The organism is Shewanella aestuarii (assembly GCF_011765625.1).
Classification (GTDB): domain Bacteria; phylum Pseudomonadota; class Gammaproteobacteria; order Enterobacterales; family Shewanellaceae; genus Shewanella; species Shewanella aestuarii_A.
This window is the reverse complement of sequence record NZ_CP050313.1, coordinates 756,581-772,486: the sequence shown is the minus strand read 5'-3', so window position 1 is coordinate 772,486 and position 15,906 is coordinate 756,581. Positions and strand designations below refer to the sequence as shown.

Sequence of the window (15,906 nt, the reverse complement as noted above, 5' to 3'; positions counted from 1 at the left end):
TTAGCGGCGGTGCTCAAGAGATAGCGATACCGAATCGGCAAAGCGCAGCGCGTGAGGTTTGTCTATGGTTACTTTGGCAAGGGTTACCGAAGGATGTTCACTACAAATGGCAACCACATCAGCAACTAGTTTTTCCAGTAATAAAAAACGACCTTCTTCTACATGTTGAATCACTTTTTTAGTGATCACTTTGTAGTTAAGGGCATCGGCTACATTATCGGTGTAAAACGATTTATCAGCGGGATAATGAATTTCAATGTTAATCACTACATCCTGCTGCTTTTCACGCTCTTCAGGATTAAAGCCAATAAAGGTACGTAGGCGCAAGTTAGTGATGTTAATAACAGCATTGCTAAGTGGCATAGTTGAGCCCATTAAAATGAAGTGATGTTGGTTAATACGCTGCTTATTTTAAAAAAGATCATCTTACTTGAGCTGAGCTGCGCATAAGACATTAGTTAACGTGCTAGCTAGGCGAATATTGACGTTTTTGGGGCTGATTCAAAAGTGCGATTTTTGCATAGAGCAAGGCGATTTTTTGCTCACCCTATGATTGCTTACCGCATGATGACCAAGTAATTTCCATAGGTAAGTGTCGATCAGGTTTATTAAAACAAAAAGGCCAGTAGTTGGCCTTTTTGTTTCAGGTTTATTTAGAATGTTTTGTAATCACGGTATTTCACCTTGAAGAAGATGATATAAAACACAGGTACAATCAGCAATGTCAGTATAGTTGCAACGCCTAAGCCAAACATCACCACTGCGGCTAATGACTCAAAAAACGCATCGGTGATCAAGGGTAACACGCCTAAAATAGTGGTGACCGCGGCCATACACACAGGGCGAACTCGGCTAACGGTTGATTCAAATACGGCTTGAAACACCTCTTTGCCTTCATTGATCTCAGTATTAATTTGATCAAGTAATACAATGCCATTTTTAAGTAACATGCCCGACAAACTCAGCATACCCAGTAGTGCCATAAAGCTAAAAGGCTTGTCTAGGATGATCAATCCTGACGTGATACCTATGATGGCCAATGGTACACAACACCAAATAACCAACGGCTTGCGCACAGAATTAAACAAGAAAACCGTGATTAAAAACATAAACAAAAAGCCTAGCGGTAAGGTCGCAAATAATGATTCTTTGGCATCATTTGATGACTCATATTCACCGCCCCATTGCAGTTCGTAACCGGTAGGTAACTCAATCGCTTCGACCTGTGGTTTAACTTGGTTGAACAAGGCTGCTGGCAAAATGTCATAGGCAAAATCTGCATCGGCAAATACAGTTAAAGTTCGCTTGCGATCGCGGCGTTGAATAATTGGATCTTCAAATTTCACCTCAAAGCCATCAACCACTTGCTGCAATGGTACATAGGCACCAATTGCTGGGCTCCAAATGCGCAAGCTTTCAAACGACTCAATATTGACTCGCTCATCGGCAGGTAGGCTTGCCATAATCGGCAATAAGGTAGTGCCTTCGCGATATACACCAATATTCACCCCCGTAAAGGCAAATTTAAGGGTTTCATCTACTTGGCTTTTTACAATGCCTAAGCGACGGGCTTGGGTTTCATTAAACACCGGTGAGATATACTTAACCCTGTCACGCCAATCATGACGCACATTTACCGTAGCTGGCGTGGCATTAAATATCGCCATCACCTGCGCGCCAATTTGCCGAAGCACATCTGGATCGGGGCCGCTAATACGCGCTTCAATTTTAGCGTCTGTCGATGGGCCAACTTCAAGGCGTTTAAACTTCAGCTGGGTTTGAGCAAAGGTGTTTTCAGCGTAGTCTCTGAAGGTAAACATCACCTTATCCAGCGTATCAAAGCTTGTGGTTCTAATGGCTATTTGCGCATAAGAAGCAAAGTTTTTCTCTGGCGAATAAGTTAACAAGAAACGCGGAAAACCTTTACCTACCGTAGAGGATACAAATTCAACATTGTCGATACTGGCAGCTTTAGCTTCCATTTGTTCAACAACTTTGCTGGTTTCACGTATATCTGTGCCTTCAGGCATCCAAATATCCACTAAAAAGATAGGCGTGGTCGAAGGTGGAAAAAACGATTGTTTCACCAAAGCAAAACCCGCAACCGAAGCCACAAAGGTGGCGATAACAGCAATCGTGCTTACCCAGCGGTATTTCATGCATATATTTAACAGGGCTTTATAGTAAACAAAGAATGCACCGGCATAAGGGTCTTTTGCTTCACCCACTTGCTGCTGTTCACCTTGAGCGCCAAAAAATATTTGGGCAAAAAATGGGGTAATAGTAATAGCAGTGACCCACGACAAAAATAATGAAAACAGCAATACCCAAAATAGCGAACCTGCAAACTCACCGGTTGCATCAGGTGATAATCCAATCGGTGCAAAGGCGGTAATGGCTATCACTGTCGCGCCTAATAATGGCCACATAGTTTGTTTTACAATGGCTTGTGAGGCTTCTAGGGTGGTTTGCCCACGTTGACGGCCGATTAATATCCCTTCAACCACCACAATGGCGTTGTCCACCAGCATCCCTAAAGCAATAATGAGCGCACCCAAGGAGATACGTTGCAATTCAATTTCAGCCTGCAGCATCAACATAAAGGTACCAAGACAGGTTAAAAACAAAATTAACCCAATCAAAATACCGCTTTTCAGCCCCATAAACACCAAGAGTACGCCAATCACAATCACAACAGCGGCAATTAGGTTCCATACAAAACTGCTAACGGACCTATCAACTTCATTAGGTTGGTTATACATGGTTTCAATTTGCATACCCGCTGGGCGAGCACTTTCAAGTGAGGCTAACTTGGCATCCACTAACTTGCCAACCTCAACCACATTAACCCCTGATGAAAATGCAATTCCAATATTAATTGCGCTGTGTTGATTAAAACTTAATAGGTTAGTCGGGATATTTTGAAAGCCACGAGAAACCGTGGCCACATCTTTTAAGTAAATTAATTTATCACCTTCGGTTCCTGGAATAATCAATTCTTCTAATTCTTGCACCGACCGAATACCGCCACTGGTGCGAATTTTGAGATTATCACCGGCAACTTGAATATTGCCCGCGTCAGACACCATATTTTGCGAGTTAAGTAAGTTAGCGATTAATTGCGGGTCGATGTTAGAGCTTGAAGCCTTGTTCAGCGACATTTCAACAAACACTTGCTCTTGCTGCTTACCTGCCAATGACACTTTGCCAACGCCGGGGATCAGTTCTAACTCACGCTTAATGTAATCGACATAATCTGATATATCTCGGTAGCTATAATCTTCACCGCTCACCATAAGCATAATGCCGTATACATCACCAAAGTCGTCATTCACCATAGGTGGGTTCGCGCCGGGCGGTAAGCTTGATGCCATATCATTGACTTTACGGCGTAGTTCATCCCATATTTGTGGCAACTCGTTTGGGCCATAATGGTTTTTCATGGTCACGTTAATTTGTGACATCCCCGATGTGCTCAGGGATTTAATTTTGTCGATATAAGGCAGTTCTTGAATGGCTTTTTCAACCAAATAAGTCACTTCTTCTTCAACTTCGGTTGGGGTTGCACCTGGGTATAGCGTTACCACCACAGCATCTTTAATGGTAAAAGGCGGATCTTCTAGTTGACCAAGACCTGTAAAGGCCATTAACCCACCGATCAGTAAGATCAAAGTGAACATCCAACTAATCACCGTATTTTTAACGAAATAGCCTGCAATATTCATTGTTATAATTATCCTTTAACCAGTTCGACTTGCTGACCTTCAAGTAGCCTTGACGCGCCGACGGTAACTATCGTTTGGCCATCTTGTAGCCCATCCACCACTTCGATTTGATCGCCAACAATCACCCCTAAACGAACCGTTTGGTAGTGCACTGTTTTTGTTGTTTTGTCATACAACCAAACGCCACTTTCTTGTTTTGCGAGGTTGTCGCCATCTTTCATCACTACGGCGTTGATCGGCAGTAAAAATTCACGATTATAGGTATAGGTGACTTTACTTAAATTAATCGAAACCTTCGCTGGCATCCCTTCTAACACCTTGTAAGCTGGGTCTAGGTCAACGGCGATGGTGGCAATGTAGGTTGAGGTTTTGGGATCTTTTTCTGTGCTCACTTCCAGCAAACGGCCATTGAACGTTATGTCATCAAAGGCATCAAATTTAACCTTCAACGAACCCTCTTCTTTACCACGATGCGATACTGCAATCAGCATGTCTGGCAGTTGAATATCTACTTCAATTTGCCCCACTTTTTGGATACTCAGCACTGGTTTACCGGGTTGCACGTTTTCAAATGATTCGAGAAATACATCACTGACCATGCCATCAAAGGGCGCACGTAATACCGTGTAAAGCAGGTTGAGCTCAGCTTGTTTTGCTTGAGCTTTGGCAACCAAATATTGCGCATTGATTTGATCGTATTCCGACTGCGCCATTAACTTTTTATCAACCAGTTGCTTAATGCGATCGGCTTGTTTTTGGGCAACATCTAAACGCGCTTTTCGATCGTCTAAGGCAATTTGATAATCTCGTTTTTCGAGCACCGCAAGTACATCACCTTGCTTAACAGTTTGCCCTTTTGATACCGGGATTTGCGCAATACGACCTTCTAACCGAAACGACAACTGTGTTAAATCTTGCGCTCTGGCAACCCCGTTGAACTCACGCATGACTTGGTTATCTGACACAGGCAAAGTATAGGTTTGCACTAAGGTGGGCTGTGTTTGAATATCAACAGCCGGCTGACAGGCAGTAAGTGAACTTACTATTAACATGCAACAGAGTGCACGATAAGCTTTTATATTCAATGTAGTTTGCATCTTATAGCCCTCGTTCCTTAACCCAGCGAACGGCTTTGTCACCATCGGTTAATTCTTTCGCACCGGCAACCACTATCCAGTCGCCATCTTCTAGCCCTGAAAGCAATTTATTATCTTGCAGTTCTACCGCCACCTTTTCGACTTGCTTGTCGTGCGGCAGCCAGCGAAACACAAAATCTTGCCCTTGTTGGTTAACTAATGCGCCTTTGGGAATGACAGGGTTGGTTTGTGAACCGCGCGAGGGCAGTTTCACTTTGACTGATGCGGCCATGCCCGGCAAAACATTGAGCTGCTCAGGCATAGGTAAGGTCAATATTAAGGTATAACTGCCGGTAGTTGAGTCAGCAACGGTGCTCATTTCTTTTAAGGTTGCTGGATACCATTTTTGTCGGCTATCAAATTTCACTTCAACTCGATTAGTTTGTTTATCAAGTGCCTCGGTGCGCTGAATTGCACCAATAAATTGCTCAGGCAATTGAAAACTAACATCAACAAAAGATTCTGTTCGAATACCTAAAACCGACTCTTGGGCCATAACAAATTCAAATGCACGATGATCGCGCTTTGAAATAATGCCGTCATAAGGGGCAACAAGCTTGGTGTAAGTTAAATCCGTTTTAGCTTTATCAAGTGCTGCGGTGGCGATTGTGAAGTCACTTTTTGATTGGTCATAATCATTGCGTGACACGACGCCTTGCTCAACCAGTAAGGTATTTCGTTCAAATAGCACTTTGGCGAGTTCATATTGGGCTTTGGCAACTTCATAATGTTGCTGATATAAATCACTATCGAGCTCAGCAAGTAAGTCACCCGCTTTAACATGTGCACCGGGGCGAACATAAATTTTTGCAATTTGACCTGCCACACGAAACGATAATGAGGCCCGATCTGACGCTCTTACTTCACCCGGCAAAATACGCTCTCGATTACCTTTACCGATATCAAGCTGAATCACTTTCACCGGTCGAGCATAATTCGCTTCAATATTGTTGGGTTCAAGAGCATTGACTTCAACAGGAGCGACTTCAACAGCCAAGGTATCAGTTTGGGCTAATACATAGGATGAGCAAAGCGGGAGCAAAGAAAACGCAAGCGTCTTTATTAGTCTATTTAACAGTAACCTAACTTGCATGATGTACGGTTCCATCCATTCCAAAAAGTTAACTAAGTGTAACACTTTGATAAAGTTAGGTGTAGCAAACCACTAGCTTTATAACAATTGTTCAAGTTTTAGATCTAATTTGTACGCTTCTAGCGTATCAATGATTAATAACTCGGTTGATTGGGTTGTTTTTAACCTTGGCTTCGTTGGGCTTTACTGAGTTAGACATCCTTTTCCCCCATTTAGATAAATAGGATACCGCCATGGAACTGACCATTTTTTACGATAGCGCTTGCCCACTGTGTTCCAATGAAATGGCACAATTAAAGCAACATGATCCTTTGCATAAAATTCATCTGGAAGATTTAAATGCCCCCGATTTAGCTGAGCGCTATCCACAACTCGATTTAGCAAAAGCCAACACCATTTTGCATGGATTAACGGCGGATGGAAGGATGATTTTAGGCTTAGATGTTACCGCGATGGCTTGGGGGTTAACCGGTAAACACTGCTGGATAAAACTGTTGCGTTTACCACTAATAAAACCTGTGGCAGATAAAGCCTACTTAGCTTTTGCCAAAAATCGCTACCAAATATCTTACTTGTTAACGGGTAAGCAGCGCTGCGAAACCGGTAGTTGTAACCTTAAATAATTCAACTCGCTAATCGACATTAACGATAAATCAATTGCTAGAGGACTTATGGCGCAACTTACGCTCCAAGCAACACAGCAAGCAACTCCGACAATATTGATTATTGGTGCTTCATCGACGCTTGCAAACGCATTTGCCCTTGAATGTATTCAGCAAGCTTACGAAACACTAAGCCCATTACATATTGTCACTGTCAGCCGAGCAAATAGTGCATCAAGCCAATTAACAGACTTATTAACTCAAACTGACTTGGTTAGCCATCAGCATTTTACCTGCGATTACCAACCCAGCAGTATTACGCATGTGGTTAATACAATCACCCAAGCCAAAGATGGTGCAACTCACATAGCGAAGGTATTTATTTGCAATGGAATTTTGCACGACATAGCGCCAGAATTAGATGCACAAGTCGCCAGCAATCAACAGCAAAGCCTAAATCAAACCCCAAGTATCAAACCAGAAAAGCGCTTAGAAGAAATCAACTCAGCCAATTTAATGCAGGTTTTTCACACCAATAGCGTTATTCCCACGCTTTGGTTACAGGCATTGATACAGCCGTTAAGCCGCCAAAAACAACGCTGCGACATAGTGTTGTTAAGTGCCAGAGTGGGCAGTATTAGTGATAATCACTTAGGTGGATGGTACAGCTATCGCGCCTCAAAAGCGGCGCTGAATATGTTGATTAAAACCGCAGCGGTAGAATATGCCCGCCGTGCTAAACAAGTTAAATTAGTGGCCTTTCATCCCGGCACGACCGACAGCCCGTTATCAAAGCCATTTCAAGCCAATGTACCCGCAGGCAAACTATTTAGTGCTGAGTTTGTCGCTGAACGCTTAGCAGGCATATTAACTACCCTACCTATCGATGGTGAAGCGAGTTTTATCGATTGGCAGGGAAATAGCATAAGTTGGTGAATAGCATAAGCTGGTAAATTACATAAGTTGGTGATGCCCTACTAGCCAAAAACCTCAACTATCCCGCACGCATGGCAAGCACAGATTTAAGATCGATAGGCGAAGGATATTCAACAAAGCTCTTTTGCTGTTGGTCAACCGCATAAATAGACATGCGATCGGCTAATTCATTACCTTCAATGCCCACGTGGGCGGCAACATGTTCAACCACCAGTTTATCTTTAATGGCATCGTATAACTCATGGGCTTGTTGAATTAAGTCAAGATTCGCAATCTCACCGCCTTTGCGGGTCCAACCTTTGGCCTTCCAGCCATAAGCCCAATTACAAATACAATTGATGGCATATTGCGAGTCACTAAAAATACACACACTTGAATCATTGGCTAGTTCAGATTGTGCAAGTTTTAAGGCTTCAAATAAGGCGTTTAACTCAGCCGTATTATTGGTGCCATTAGGGTTAAACAGACCATACCATAAGCTGTGTAACTCAGCTTGACGGTAAACCGCCATGCCAGAGCCCGCCTTACCCGGGTTTGGATCGCATCCACCATCGGTATAAATTACCACATCATATTTAGCCAGCGCTTGCTGCTGCGATAATATTACCCCTTGTGGGCTAGTGGCATTTTTGGCTGACTGACTTGCAGCGGTTTTAGTTGCACCGACACTTTGTTTACCGATACTTTTACTGGCCGACTGCCCAAATGCAGCTTTGGCCTCTGCTTCAGTAGCAAAAGATTTATACCGAGCACCGGAAAATTTATCAACCTGCTGTTTGGTCTCATCCCAAGTGGTATAAATTCCCGGTTTGTGTCCTGCCCAAACAACATAAAATTTCTTTGCCATAACGTCGCCAACCACTCAAATTATCATTGTGTATTCTTGGCGACGATCATGCCATGTATCAGCCATATTAGTCACACGTTAATTGGCTTAAAGCTTAATTGAGACTGAACCATCTAAAATAGACACATCGCCATTAATATTGTTAACCATGATTAACCGTCGTTGAGCGACTGGGTTAACTATGCCAAACCGCTTATTCACTGATATCATAATCCACATAGTTAACACTAAAATGAATAGCCACTAATGACCCAAGACAACCTCTCTATCCTCGTCGGTTCAAAAAATCCGGTAAAAATTGCCGCCGCCAAACATGCCATTAGCCAGTATTTTCCTCAGGCGCAAATTGATTGCCAAGGCATGCATGCTCCGTCATTGGTGGCTGAGCAGCCGATGACAGAAGCAGAGACTAAACTCGGGGCGATCAATCGCGCACAATACTGCCAGCAATACGCCAAAGACAACGCAATAAAGGTGGATTTTGTGGTCGCAATGGAGGGCGGAGTGGATCAATTTGACCATGGTGCTGCCACATTTGCATATATGGCGATAATTCATCAAGATAAATTATCCATTGGCCGCAGCGCATTACTGCCATTGCCTAGCAAGGTTTACCAAGCGTTGGTTGCCGGTGAAGAACTTGGCCATGTGATGGACCGATTATTCAATACCCAAAACATCAAGCAAAAAGGCGGTGCAATTGGGTTACTAACCCAAGGTTTAGCCACGCGAGAAAGCATATACACTCAAGCAATCTTGTTGGCCATGGCACCTTTTATCAATCAATCCTTTTTTGAAGCATAAACATGACAAAAGCATTAAATGTTACCCCAACCATTCGCCCAATCACTCAAGCGGACAATGCGGCTATTGCGGCGGTTATTCGTCAAGTGTCTGCCGAATATGGCTTAACCCCCGACAAGGGATTTGGCGTAGCAGATAAAACCTTAGACACCTTATATCAAGTATATGACACTCCAAAAGCGCAGTATTGGGTGATAGAGCTAGATGGCAAAATAGTTGGCGGGGCAGGCATTGCGCCACTGGCGGGTAATGAAGCAATTTGTGAATTGCAAAAAATGTATTTTAGCCAAAGCTTGCGTGGCAAAGGCATGGCAAAAGCTCTGTCGAAAATTTGTTTTGATTTTGCCGCACAGCAAGGCTACCAAGTCGTTTATTTGGAAACCACAGCAGTATTAGTTGAAGCGTTAGCTTTATATCAAAAGCTCGGCTTTAGTCATAGCCAACATCTTGGTCAAACAGGTCACGATGCCTGTGAAATTGCCATGATAAAAACCCTTTAATAACGAAACAAGGTCACGTTAAGGCACTTTTGTACATATTTCCAGCACATTAACCTAGCCTTAAGTATAACGCTTTGCAATCAGACTAAAGCTTGGTAGCCTCGAAGTAAGGGTTTCCATCAGGAGGATGATATGGAATATCAACGTCTTGGGCAATCAAGCCTAGAAGTAAGCAAAATCTGTTTAGGTACCATGACTTGGGGTGAACAGAACAACGAAGCAGAAGCATTTGCGCAATTAGACTATGCCATTGGGCAAGGCATTAACTTTATTGATACTGCTGAAATGTATCCTGTGCCCCCTCAGCCGAAACGCAAGGTGAAACCGAGCGAATTATTGGCAGATATTTAAAAGCACAAGGTAATCGTGATGATTTAATCATTGCCAGTAAAATTGCCGCGCCCGGTATTAAAGGCGATTACATCCGTAAAGACATGGCCTTAGATTGGCGCAATGTTCATCAAGCCGTTGATGATTCATTATCACGTTTGCAAATTGACACGATCGATTTGTATCAAGTGCATTGGCCAGACCGCAACAGCAACTTTTTTGGCGACATGCTTTATAGCCATGATGAAGATGAACACTACACGCCGATTTTAGACACTTTAGAAGCTCTGGCAGAAGTCATCAAACAAGGCAAGGTACGCTACATTGGTATTTCCAATGAAACCCCTTGGGGATTTATGAAGTACCTTAAGTTGGCAGAAAAACACGATTTACCGCGTATTGTTAGCATTCAAAATCCGTACAATTTACTTAACCGGAGTTTTGAAATTGGCATGTCTGAAATCAGCTTACGAGAAAATGTGCCACTATTACCCTATTCGCCACTAGCCTTTGGTATGTTGACTGGTAAATACGAAAACAACCAATGGCCAGAAAACGCACGATTAACACTATTTAAGCGCTTTGCTCGCTACAACAGCACACCTGTGGCCTTAGAGGCAACTCAGGCTTATGTGGACTTAGCCCGAGAGTTTGGATTATCGCCAGCGCAAATGGCGTTAGCCTTTGTTAACAGCCGCCAATTTGTGGCTGCTAATATTATTGGCGCAACCAACTTACATCAGTTAAAAGAAAACATTGATAGCCATAAAATTATATTGTCAGATGAGCTAATTGGTAGAATTAACGAGCTAACCAACCTGTATCGTTTTCCGTGCCCATAAATTGAGCGTCGCAATCGCTTCGCTCAACAAGAGTCAATACTTGCAATAGGCATCAATATCATTGAAGATCTTGATGCCTTTTTTATGAGTGAATTTGCATGACCACCAGCAACTTATTTGATCACAATGCCATACGAAGCCAGTTTCCTGTTTTATCGCAGATGCTTGGTGACAACCCGCTATGCTATTTAGATACCGCCGCAACCAGCCAAAAACCGCAAATGGTATTAGATGCCATGACCGCCTATTATCAGTTTGATAACGCCAATGTGCATCGCGCGGCCCATCAACTGGCAGCAAGAGCCACCATTCAATATGAAAAAGTGCGCCAACAAGTACAAGATTTCATTAATAGCCCGAGTTTACAACAGGTTATTTTTACCCATGGCACCACTGAATCAATCAATATGGTCGCCCACGGGCTTATGGATACGCTATCTAAAGACGATATTATTTTAGTTGATGGCGCAGCACATCATGCCAACATAGTTCCATGGCAAGCTTTAGCTAAACGTGTTGGCGCAAAAGTGGTGGCAATACCTCTTGATGCCAATGGCCGCATTGATCAAACAGCCTATGATGAATTATTGCTAACACAACCTAAACTAGTGGCTTTAGCGCATGTGAGTAATGCGTTAGGTACAGTGAATCCAATTAATGCTATGGTGGCAAAAGCAAAAGCGATTGGTGCACTTACCCTAGTTGATGGCGCACAAGCTGTGGCGCATTTAGCTGTCGATGTTCAAACACTAGATTGTGATTATTATGTATTTTCAGGCCATAAAATGTACGGCCCAACTGGAATTGGCATTTTATATGGCAAGTTAGCGGCATTAAACATGCTCACACCTATGTTAACAGGCGGCGAGATGATTAAAACCGTGAGCTTTGATGGTACCACTTATGGCGAGCTACCAAATCGTTTAGAAGCCGGTACTCCCGCCATTGCCGAAGTAATGGGCTTTGGCGCTGCCATCACATTTTTAAACTCATTGCCACAAGCTCAATTACGCCAGCATGAGCAACAATTACTGCGCTATCTTCAGCAACAATTAAGCCAACTGGGCGATATTACCCTTTATGGTGTTGATGGTGGCAAAGAGAGTCACGAAAACATAGGCTCTGTGGCCTTTAATTTAGCAAATGAACATCATCAAGATGTGAGTATTTTATTAGATCAACAAGGCATAGCGATTCGCAGTGGTCATCATTGTGCAATGCCGTTAATGCAAAGCTTACAAATAAAAGGCTGTTGCAGAGCCTCAATAGGGCTATACAGCAACAAACAAGATATTGATCGCTTTATCAGTGCTATGGCACAAGTAAAATCCATTTTGTTGTAAGGCTAGATATGCAAAACCCACTGACACCAGACGCGAGTTTATTTACCCCTTTAGACAGTGAACTAACTCAAGGGGTAAACCTGATAGAACAAGCAACTAATTGGCAAGAAAAATACCGTCAAATAATGCTGTTAGGTAAAAAGCTACCAAACTTAGCAGAAGAACTTCGACTTGAGAGCGCCCAAGTAAAAGGCTGTGAAAGCCAAGCTTGGCTTTATCATTTACAAGTGAATGAGCAACATTTTTACCTCGCAGACAGCGATGCACGGATCGTAAAAGGCTTAATCGCCGTATTACTAGTGGCAACCCAAGGCAAAACAAGCCAACAAATTGCTGCTTTTGATGTCAATCAATACTTCGACACATTAGGCTTAAGTGGGCAACTCAGCCCCTCACGTACCAATGGCTTACATGCACTTGCTAACGTCATAAAAGACAGCGCCGCATAAAGCCTTAGCTGAATAATAAAAGGATCATCGATTAATGCCCCATAACATGCTCACTCGCCGTAAACTATTAAAAGGCCTTGGCGCAGCAGCGTTATGCAGTCCATTTTTAGTGAATCAAGCTTGGGCTGCACGCCAGCAAAGCTTATATGTTGATGGTTTATCTTTTCTGCCTGATGACATTCACGATGTAAAAGCCTCAAAGTTATCAGCCTTTATTGCAGACATTTCAGATATTGAAGCCATTAAACAAGCCGATGGCACCACAAATTATAAACGTAGCTACAATGCCTGCATCCAAAGCATCAAAAAAGCCAAAGCGATCGTTGATGCTAACCCGGATGTGTATCTTCAAGGGCAAACAGGATTAGATATCGAGCGCGCATACGACTCAGAGCGCACCGCTGTGTATTTTCAAATTCAAGGCGCTGATTGTGTTGAAGCCGACAGCAGTCAAACCAACTGGCAGCAATTGAATGAATTTAAAGACAACGGCTTACGCGTATTACAACTGACTCATCATTATGGCAATCGTTTTGCTGGCGGCGCACTCGATAATGATGGTAAAACAGGATTAAATTTACCCCTAACGCCCGCTGGACATGAGTTAATCGAAGCGCTAAACCATCGCCATATGTTAATTGATGTTAGCCACTCTAGCCCACAAACCGCCTTAGACACAGCCAAAGCCAGTAAAAGTCCAATAGTACAAAGCCATGGTGCGGTAAGAAGTATTGTTAATCATGCCCGTTGCTCGCCCGACGAGGTGATTCGCGCCATTGCCGATACCGGTGGGGTATTTGGTATTTTCATGATGAGTTTTTGGCTAACCAACAACCCAACTCCAACCATCAAAGATTATATTAAACAGATAGATCATGTGGTTAGAATTGCCGGTGTCGACAGTGTTGCTATTGCAAATGATTATCCACTGCGTGGCCAAGAAAACCTGCTTAAACTTAATAATGATAACGCTGAAGGGGTAAAAGAGTATTTAGAATGGTGGCACAGCCTGCGAGCCAAAAATGTACTCGGATTCGATATCGAACCCAAGCATGTAGTGATCCCAGAGCTCAATCATATCGATCGCATGAGCCGCATTGACGACGAACTAAAACAAGCCCGCTTTAAGTCATCCGATCGCGACCGTATCATGGGCGGTAACTGGCAACGAGTATTGAAGCAAGTATTGGTGTAATGATTAATGAATATCAAACGGGCTGCAATAGCTTCTAATATTGATAGCTATGCTGTGCCGTTTGATCTGAAGTTACATCAATTTGCTTAGGCTCAAACCAATTCAGACTGTCAGCTAAGCTCACCACCTCACCGATAATCATTAATGCTGGCATTTGAAGTGCGGGATCAGCGGCTAGTTGACCTAGTTCACCGAGGGTGCCAATAAATTGTTGCTGATCTTGAGTCGTTGCTTTAGACACGATAGCCACTGGGGTGCTCGCTGATCGCCCGGCATTAATTAGCCCATTACTGATCACATCGGCATTCAATATCCCCATGTATACAACTAAAGTATTGTTCGGGTTGGCATAGCCTTGCCAATCCATTGGGCGGCTGGCCAGTTGGCAATGACCGGTAATAAAGGTTACCCCTTGAGCATGATCACGATGGGTTAACGGAATTCCGGCATAGGCCGATGTACCACTAGCAGCAGTAATTCCTGGCACCACTTCAAACGCCACACCGGCACTAACCAATGTTTGTAACTCTTCGCCACCACGGCCAAATATAAAAGGGTCGCCACCTTTAAGACGCACAACATTTTTACGGGTATAAGCTTTGGTGACTAATAATTGATTAATTTCATCTTGGCTGGCGCTATGCTTGCCTGCGCGTTTTCCCACAGCAATTTTTTCAGCGCTATGAGGGATTAAATCCAAAATATCTTGGCTAACAAGGGCATCATAAAGTACCACTTCAGCATGTTTTAATATACGATAAGCTTTTAATGTTAATAGCTCAATATCACCAGGGCCTGCACCAACTAGCCACACTTTACCTTTTACTTGTTGGCCTGGTATTGATACTAATTCCATCTGACTTACCTCAACGTGTTTAATTAGCATCAAATATAGCGGTTTACTTATTCCATATATAATAGTAAATAGTTAGTTTTTATTCCTTTTAGATATATGCGATATTTAAAAATCAAAATAAACAACAAAAACAAAAAACAATATCAACAAAACAAAGCTTTACAGCTACAATTGCCACATATAAAACTAACATTCTTAGGATATTCAATATGAAGCATGTTCTATCACTATGTCTATTTACGTTATCGACGCTAATTTGTAGCTTTCATGTTCATGCCGAAGATTCTTTGGTAGCAGAAAGAGTAAAGGACGAACTCGCCACCTCTGAGCAACCGTTTGTAATTACACCGCATAAAGCCAATTACATTTTGCCAGTCACTTATCAAACTCGCCCGAATGACAAACCTTTTCAAGAAAAGTACCCTGATCAAGATATCAATGTTGATGAAATGGAAGCTAAATTCCAAATCAGCTTTAAATTCCCGCTTTGGTACAATGTGTTTGGCGACAATGGTCATCTGTTTTTTGCTTATACCAATCAGTCATATTGGCAGGTTTACAATAAAGAAGTGTCATCACCATTTAGAGAAACAAATCATGAGCCTGAGATGTTCATGCTTTTCAATAATGATTGGCAAATAGCTGGCTTAACCAATTCTTTTTGGGGCTTTGGTGTGGTACATCAGTCTAATGGTCAATCCGATCCTTTATCGCGTAGTTGGAATCGTATTTATGGAAATATGGTATTTGACCGAGGTCCGTTTGCTTTAGGCTTAAAAGTCTGGTGGCGCATTCCTGAAGACGAAAAAGAGTTTCCAACAGACTCCCGTGGTGACGACAACCCAGATATTAATGACTATATGGGCAATTTTGAATTAACCGGAGTGTATGGCTTAAATGACCATCGGTTTATTGTATTACTTCGCAATAACTTATCTTCTGATAACAAGGGCGCTGTCGAGTTCACTTGGAGCTATCCAATTATGGGGAACTTACGAGTTTATGCACAATACTTTAATGGATATGGTGAAAGTTTGATTGATTATAATCATCACAATCAACGCTTTGGTATTGGTGTTGCGCTCAATGATATTCTTTAAACCTTGTAGCTATTCCCGACTATCAATGAACGAAATAGCGTAAAAAGTGCTTGATAAAAAAGCAGGTATTTTCACCCACTAGAATAAGCATTTATTGATTACGATTAATGCTATTAATCAATCACCATAAAAAACCTAGCAATCTGCT

Annotated in this window: 14 protein-coding genes and 1 pseudogene; 9 read left to right on the top strand and 6 right to left on the bottom strand. The window is 42.7% G+C overall.

All coding sequences use genetic code 11. The annotated features are described in order from the left end of the window. The 4 genes from folX to HBH39_RS03520 all read right to left on the bottom strand — a co-directional run bounded on the left by folX (position 1) and on the right by HBH39_RS03520 (position 5,969). Entirely contained in the window at positions 1–363 is a 363-nt protein-coding gene (gene folX / locus HBH39_RS03535) for a dihydroneopterin triphosphate 2'-epimerase (protein WP_167675674.1), read from the bottom strand. Positions 364–653: 290 nt separating this feature from the next. After that, entirely contained in the window at positions 654–3,725 is a 3,072-nt protein-coding gene (locus HBH39_RS03530) for an efflux RND transporter permease subunit (protein WP_167675672.1), read from the bottom strand. A gap of 8 nt (positions 3,726–3,733) precedes the next feature. Continuing rightward, positions 3,734–4,822, bottom strand: coding sequence for an efflux RND transporter periplasmic adaptor subunit (locus HBH39_RS03525; protein ID WP_244325731.1), 1,089 nt, complete (start codon positions 4,820–4,822; stop codon positions 3,734–3,736). Between the two features lies 1 nt (position 4,823). Further along, complete coding sequence (locus tag HBH39_RS03520) at positions 4,824–5,969, bottom strand: efflux RND transporter periplasmic adaptor subunit (RefSeq protein ID WP_244325730.1); 1,146 nt, start codon at positions 5,967–5,969, stop codon at positions 4,824–4,826. Positions 5,970–6,187: 218 nt separating this feature from the next. Between HBH39_RS03520 and HBH39_RS03515 the strand changes: the two genes are divergently transcribed. Beyond that, complete coding sequence (locus HBH39_RS03515) at positions 6,188–6,577, top strand: thiol-disulfide oxidoreductase DCC family protein (RefSeq protein ID WP_167675670.1); 390 nt, start codon at positions 6,188–6,190, stop codon at positions 6,575–6,577. 48 nt (positions 6,578–6,625) lie between these two features. Continuing rightward, the gene (locus HBH39_RS03510; RefSeq protein WP_167675668.1) at positions 6,626–7,492 is read left to right on the top strand and encodes an SDR family NAD(P)-dependent oxidoreductase; all 867 of its coding nucleotides are present in this window, start codon (positions 6,626–6,628) and stop codon (positions 7,490–7,492) included. A 58-nt stretch (positions 7,493–7,550) separates the two neighbouring features. Here HBH39_RS03510 and HBH39_RS03505 read toward each other — a convergent pair whose 3' ends face one another. Continuing rightward, positions 7,551–8,339 carry a viroplasmin family protein gene (locus HBH39_RS03505; RefSeq protein WP_167675666.1) on the bottom strand — a complete coding sequence of 263 codons (789 nt, stop codon included), beginning with the start codon at positions 8,337–8,339 and terminating at the stop codon, positions 7,551–7,553. Positions 8,340–8,585: 246 nt separating this feature from the next. Here HBH39_RS03505 and yjjX point away from each other — a divergent pair, with 246 nt between their 5' ends. From yjjX to HBH39_RS03475, 6 genes and pseudogenes are all read left to right on the top strand, one after another. Beyond that, entirely contained in the window at positions 8,586–9,143 is a 558-nt protein-coding gene (gene yjjX / locus HBH39_RS03500) for an inosine/xanthosine triphosphatase (protein WP_167675664.1), read from the top strand. A gap of 2 nt (positions 9,144–9,145) precedes the next feature. Next, complete coding sequence (locus HBH39_RS03495; RefSeq protein ID WP_167675662.1) at positions 9,146–9,643, top strand: GNAT family N-acetyltransferase; 498 nt, start codon at positions 9,146–9,148, stop codon at positions 9,641–9,643. A 132-nt stretch (positions 9,644–9,775) separates the two neighbouring features. Next, a pseudogene (locus HBH39_RS03490) lies at positions 9,776–10,815 on the top strand (NADP(H)-dependent aldo-keto reductase). Between the two features lie 98 nt (positions 10,816–10,913). Continuing rightward, positions 10,914–12,158, top strand: a complete 1,245-nt coding sequence (locus HBH39_RS03485) for an aminotransferase class V-fold PLP-dependent enzyme (protein WP_167675660.1) — start codon at positions 10,914–10,916, stop codon at positions 12,156–12,158. Positions 12,159–12,166: 8 nt separating this feature from the next. Beyond that, entirely contained in the window at positions 12,167–12,607 is a 441-nt protein-coding gene (locus HBH39_RS03480; RefSeq protein ID WP_167675659.1) for a SufE family protein, read from the top strand. Between the two features lie 34 nt (positions 12,608–12,641). Beyond that, positions 12,642–13,802 (top strand): membrane dipeptidase, encoded by a 1,161-nt coding sequence (locus HBH39_RS03475; RefSeq protein ID WP_167675657.1) that lies wholly within the window; start codon positions 12,642–12,644, stop codon positions 13,800–13,802. A gap of 34 nt (positions 13,803–13,836) precedes the next feature. Here HBH39_RS03475 and cobA read toward each other — a convergent pair whose 3' ends face one another. Continuing rightward, positions 13,837–14,658 carry a uroporphyrinogen-III C-methyltransferase gene (cobA, locus tag HBH39_RS03470; protein WP_167675655.1) on the bottom strand — a complete coding sequence of 274 codons (822 nt, stop codon included), beginning with the start codon at positions 14,656–14,658 and terminating at the stop codon, positions 13,837–13,839. A 209-nt stretch (positions 14,659–14,867) separates the two neighbouring features. Between cobA and HBH39_RS03465 the strand changes: the two genes are divergently transcribed. Continuing rightward, positions 14,868–15,758, top strand: coding sequence for a phospholipase A (locus HBH39_RS03465; RefSeq protein WP_167675653.1), 891 nt, complete (start codon positions 14,868–14,870; stop codon positions 15,756–15,758). The last annotated feature ends 148 nt before the right edge of the window (positions 15,759–15,906 follow it).

Coding starts and splice junctions, on each gene's coding strand:
- HBH39_RS03465 (WP_167675653.1), top strand. CDS start 14,868: ATGAAGCATGTTCTATCACTATGTCTATTTACGTTATCGACGCTAATT.
- folX (WP_167675674.1), bottom strand. CDS start 363: ATGCCACTTAGCAATGCTGTTATTAACATCACTAACTTGCGCCTACGT.
- HBH39_RS03495 (WP_167675662.1), top strand. CDS start 9,146: ATGACAAAAGCATTAAATGTTACCCCAACCATTCGCCCAATCACTCAA.
- yjjX (WP_167675664.1), top strand. CDS start 8,586: ATGACCCAAGACAACCTCTCTATCCTCGTCGGTTCAAAAAATCCGGTA.
- cobA (WP_167675655.1), bottom strand. CDS start 14,658: ATGGAATTAGTATCAATACCAGGCCAACAAGTAAAAGGTAAAGTGTGG.
- HBH39_RS03485 (WP_167675660.1), top strand. CDS start 10,914: ATGACCACCAGCAACTTATTTGATCACAATGCCATACGAAGCCAGTTT.
- HBH39_RS03475 (WP_167675657.1), top strand. CDS start 12,642: ATGCCCCATAACATGCTCACTCGCCGTAAACTATTAAAAGGCCTTGGC.
- HBH39_RS03505 (WP_167675666.1), bottom strand. CDS start 8,339: ATGGCAAAGAAATTTTATGTTGTTTGGGCAGGACACAAACCGGGAATT.
- HBH39_RS03520 (WP_244325730.1), bottom strand. CDS start 5,969: ATGGAACCGTACATCATGCAAGTTAGGTTACTGTTAAATAGACTAATA.
- HBH39_RS03525 (WP_244325731.1), bottom strand. CDS start 4,822: ATGCAAACTACATTGAATATAAAAGCTTATCGTGCACTCTGTTGCATG.
- HBH39_RS03515 (WP_167675670.1), top strand. CDS start 6,188: ATGGAACTGACCATTTTTTACGATAGCGCTTGCCCACTGTGTTCCAAT.
- HBH39_RS03530 (WP_167675672.1), bottom strand. CDS start 3,725: ATGAATATTGCAGGCTATTTCGTTAAAAATACGGTGATTAGTTGGATG.
- HBH39_RS03480 (WP_167675659.1), top strand. CDS start 12,167: ATGCAAAACCCACTGACACCAGACGCGAGTTTATTTACCCCTTTAGAC.
- HBH39_RS03510 (WP_167675668.1), top strand. CDS start 6,626: ATGGCGCAACTTACGCTCCAAGCAACACAGCAAGCAACTCCGACAATA.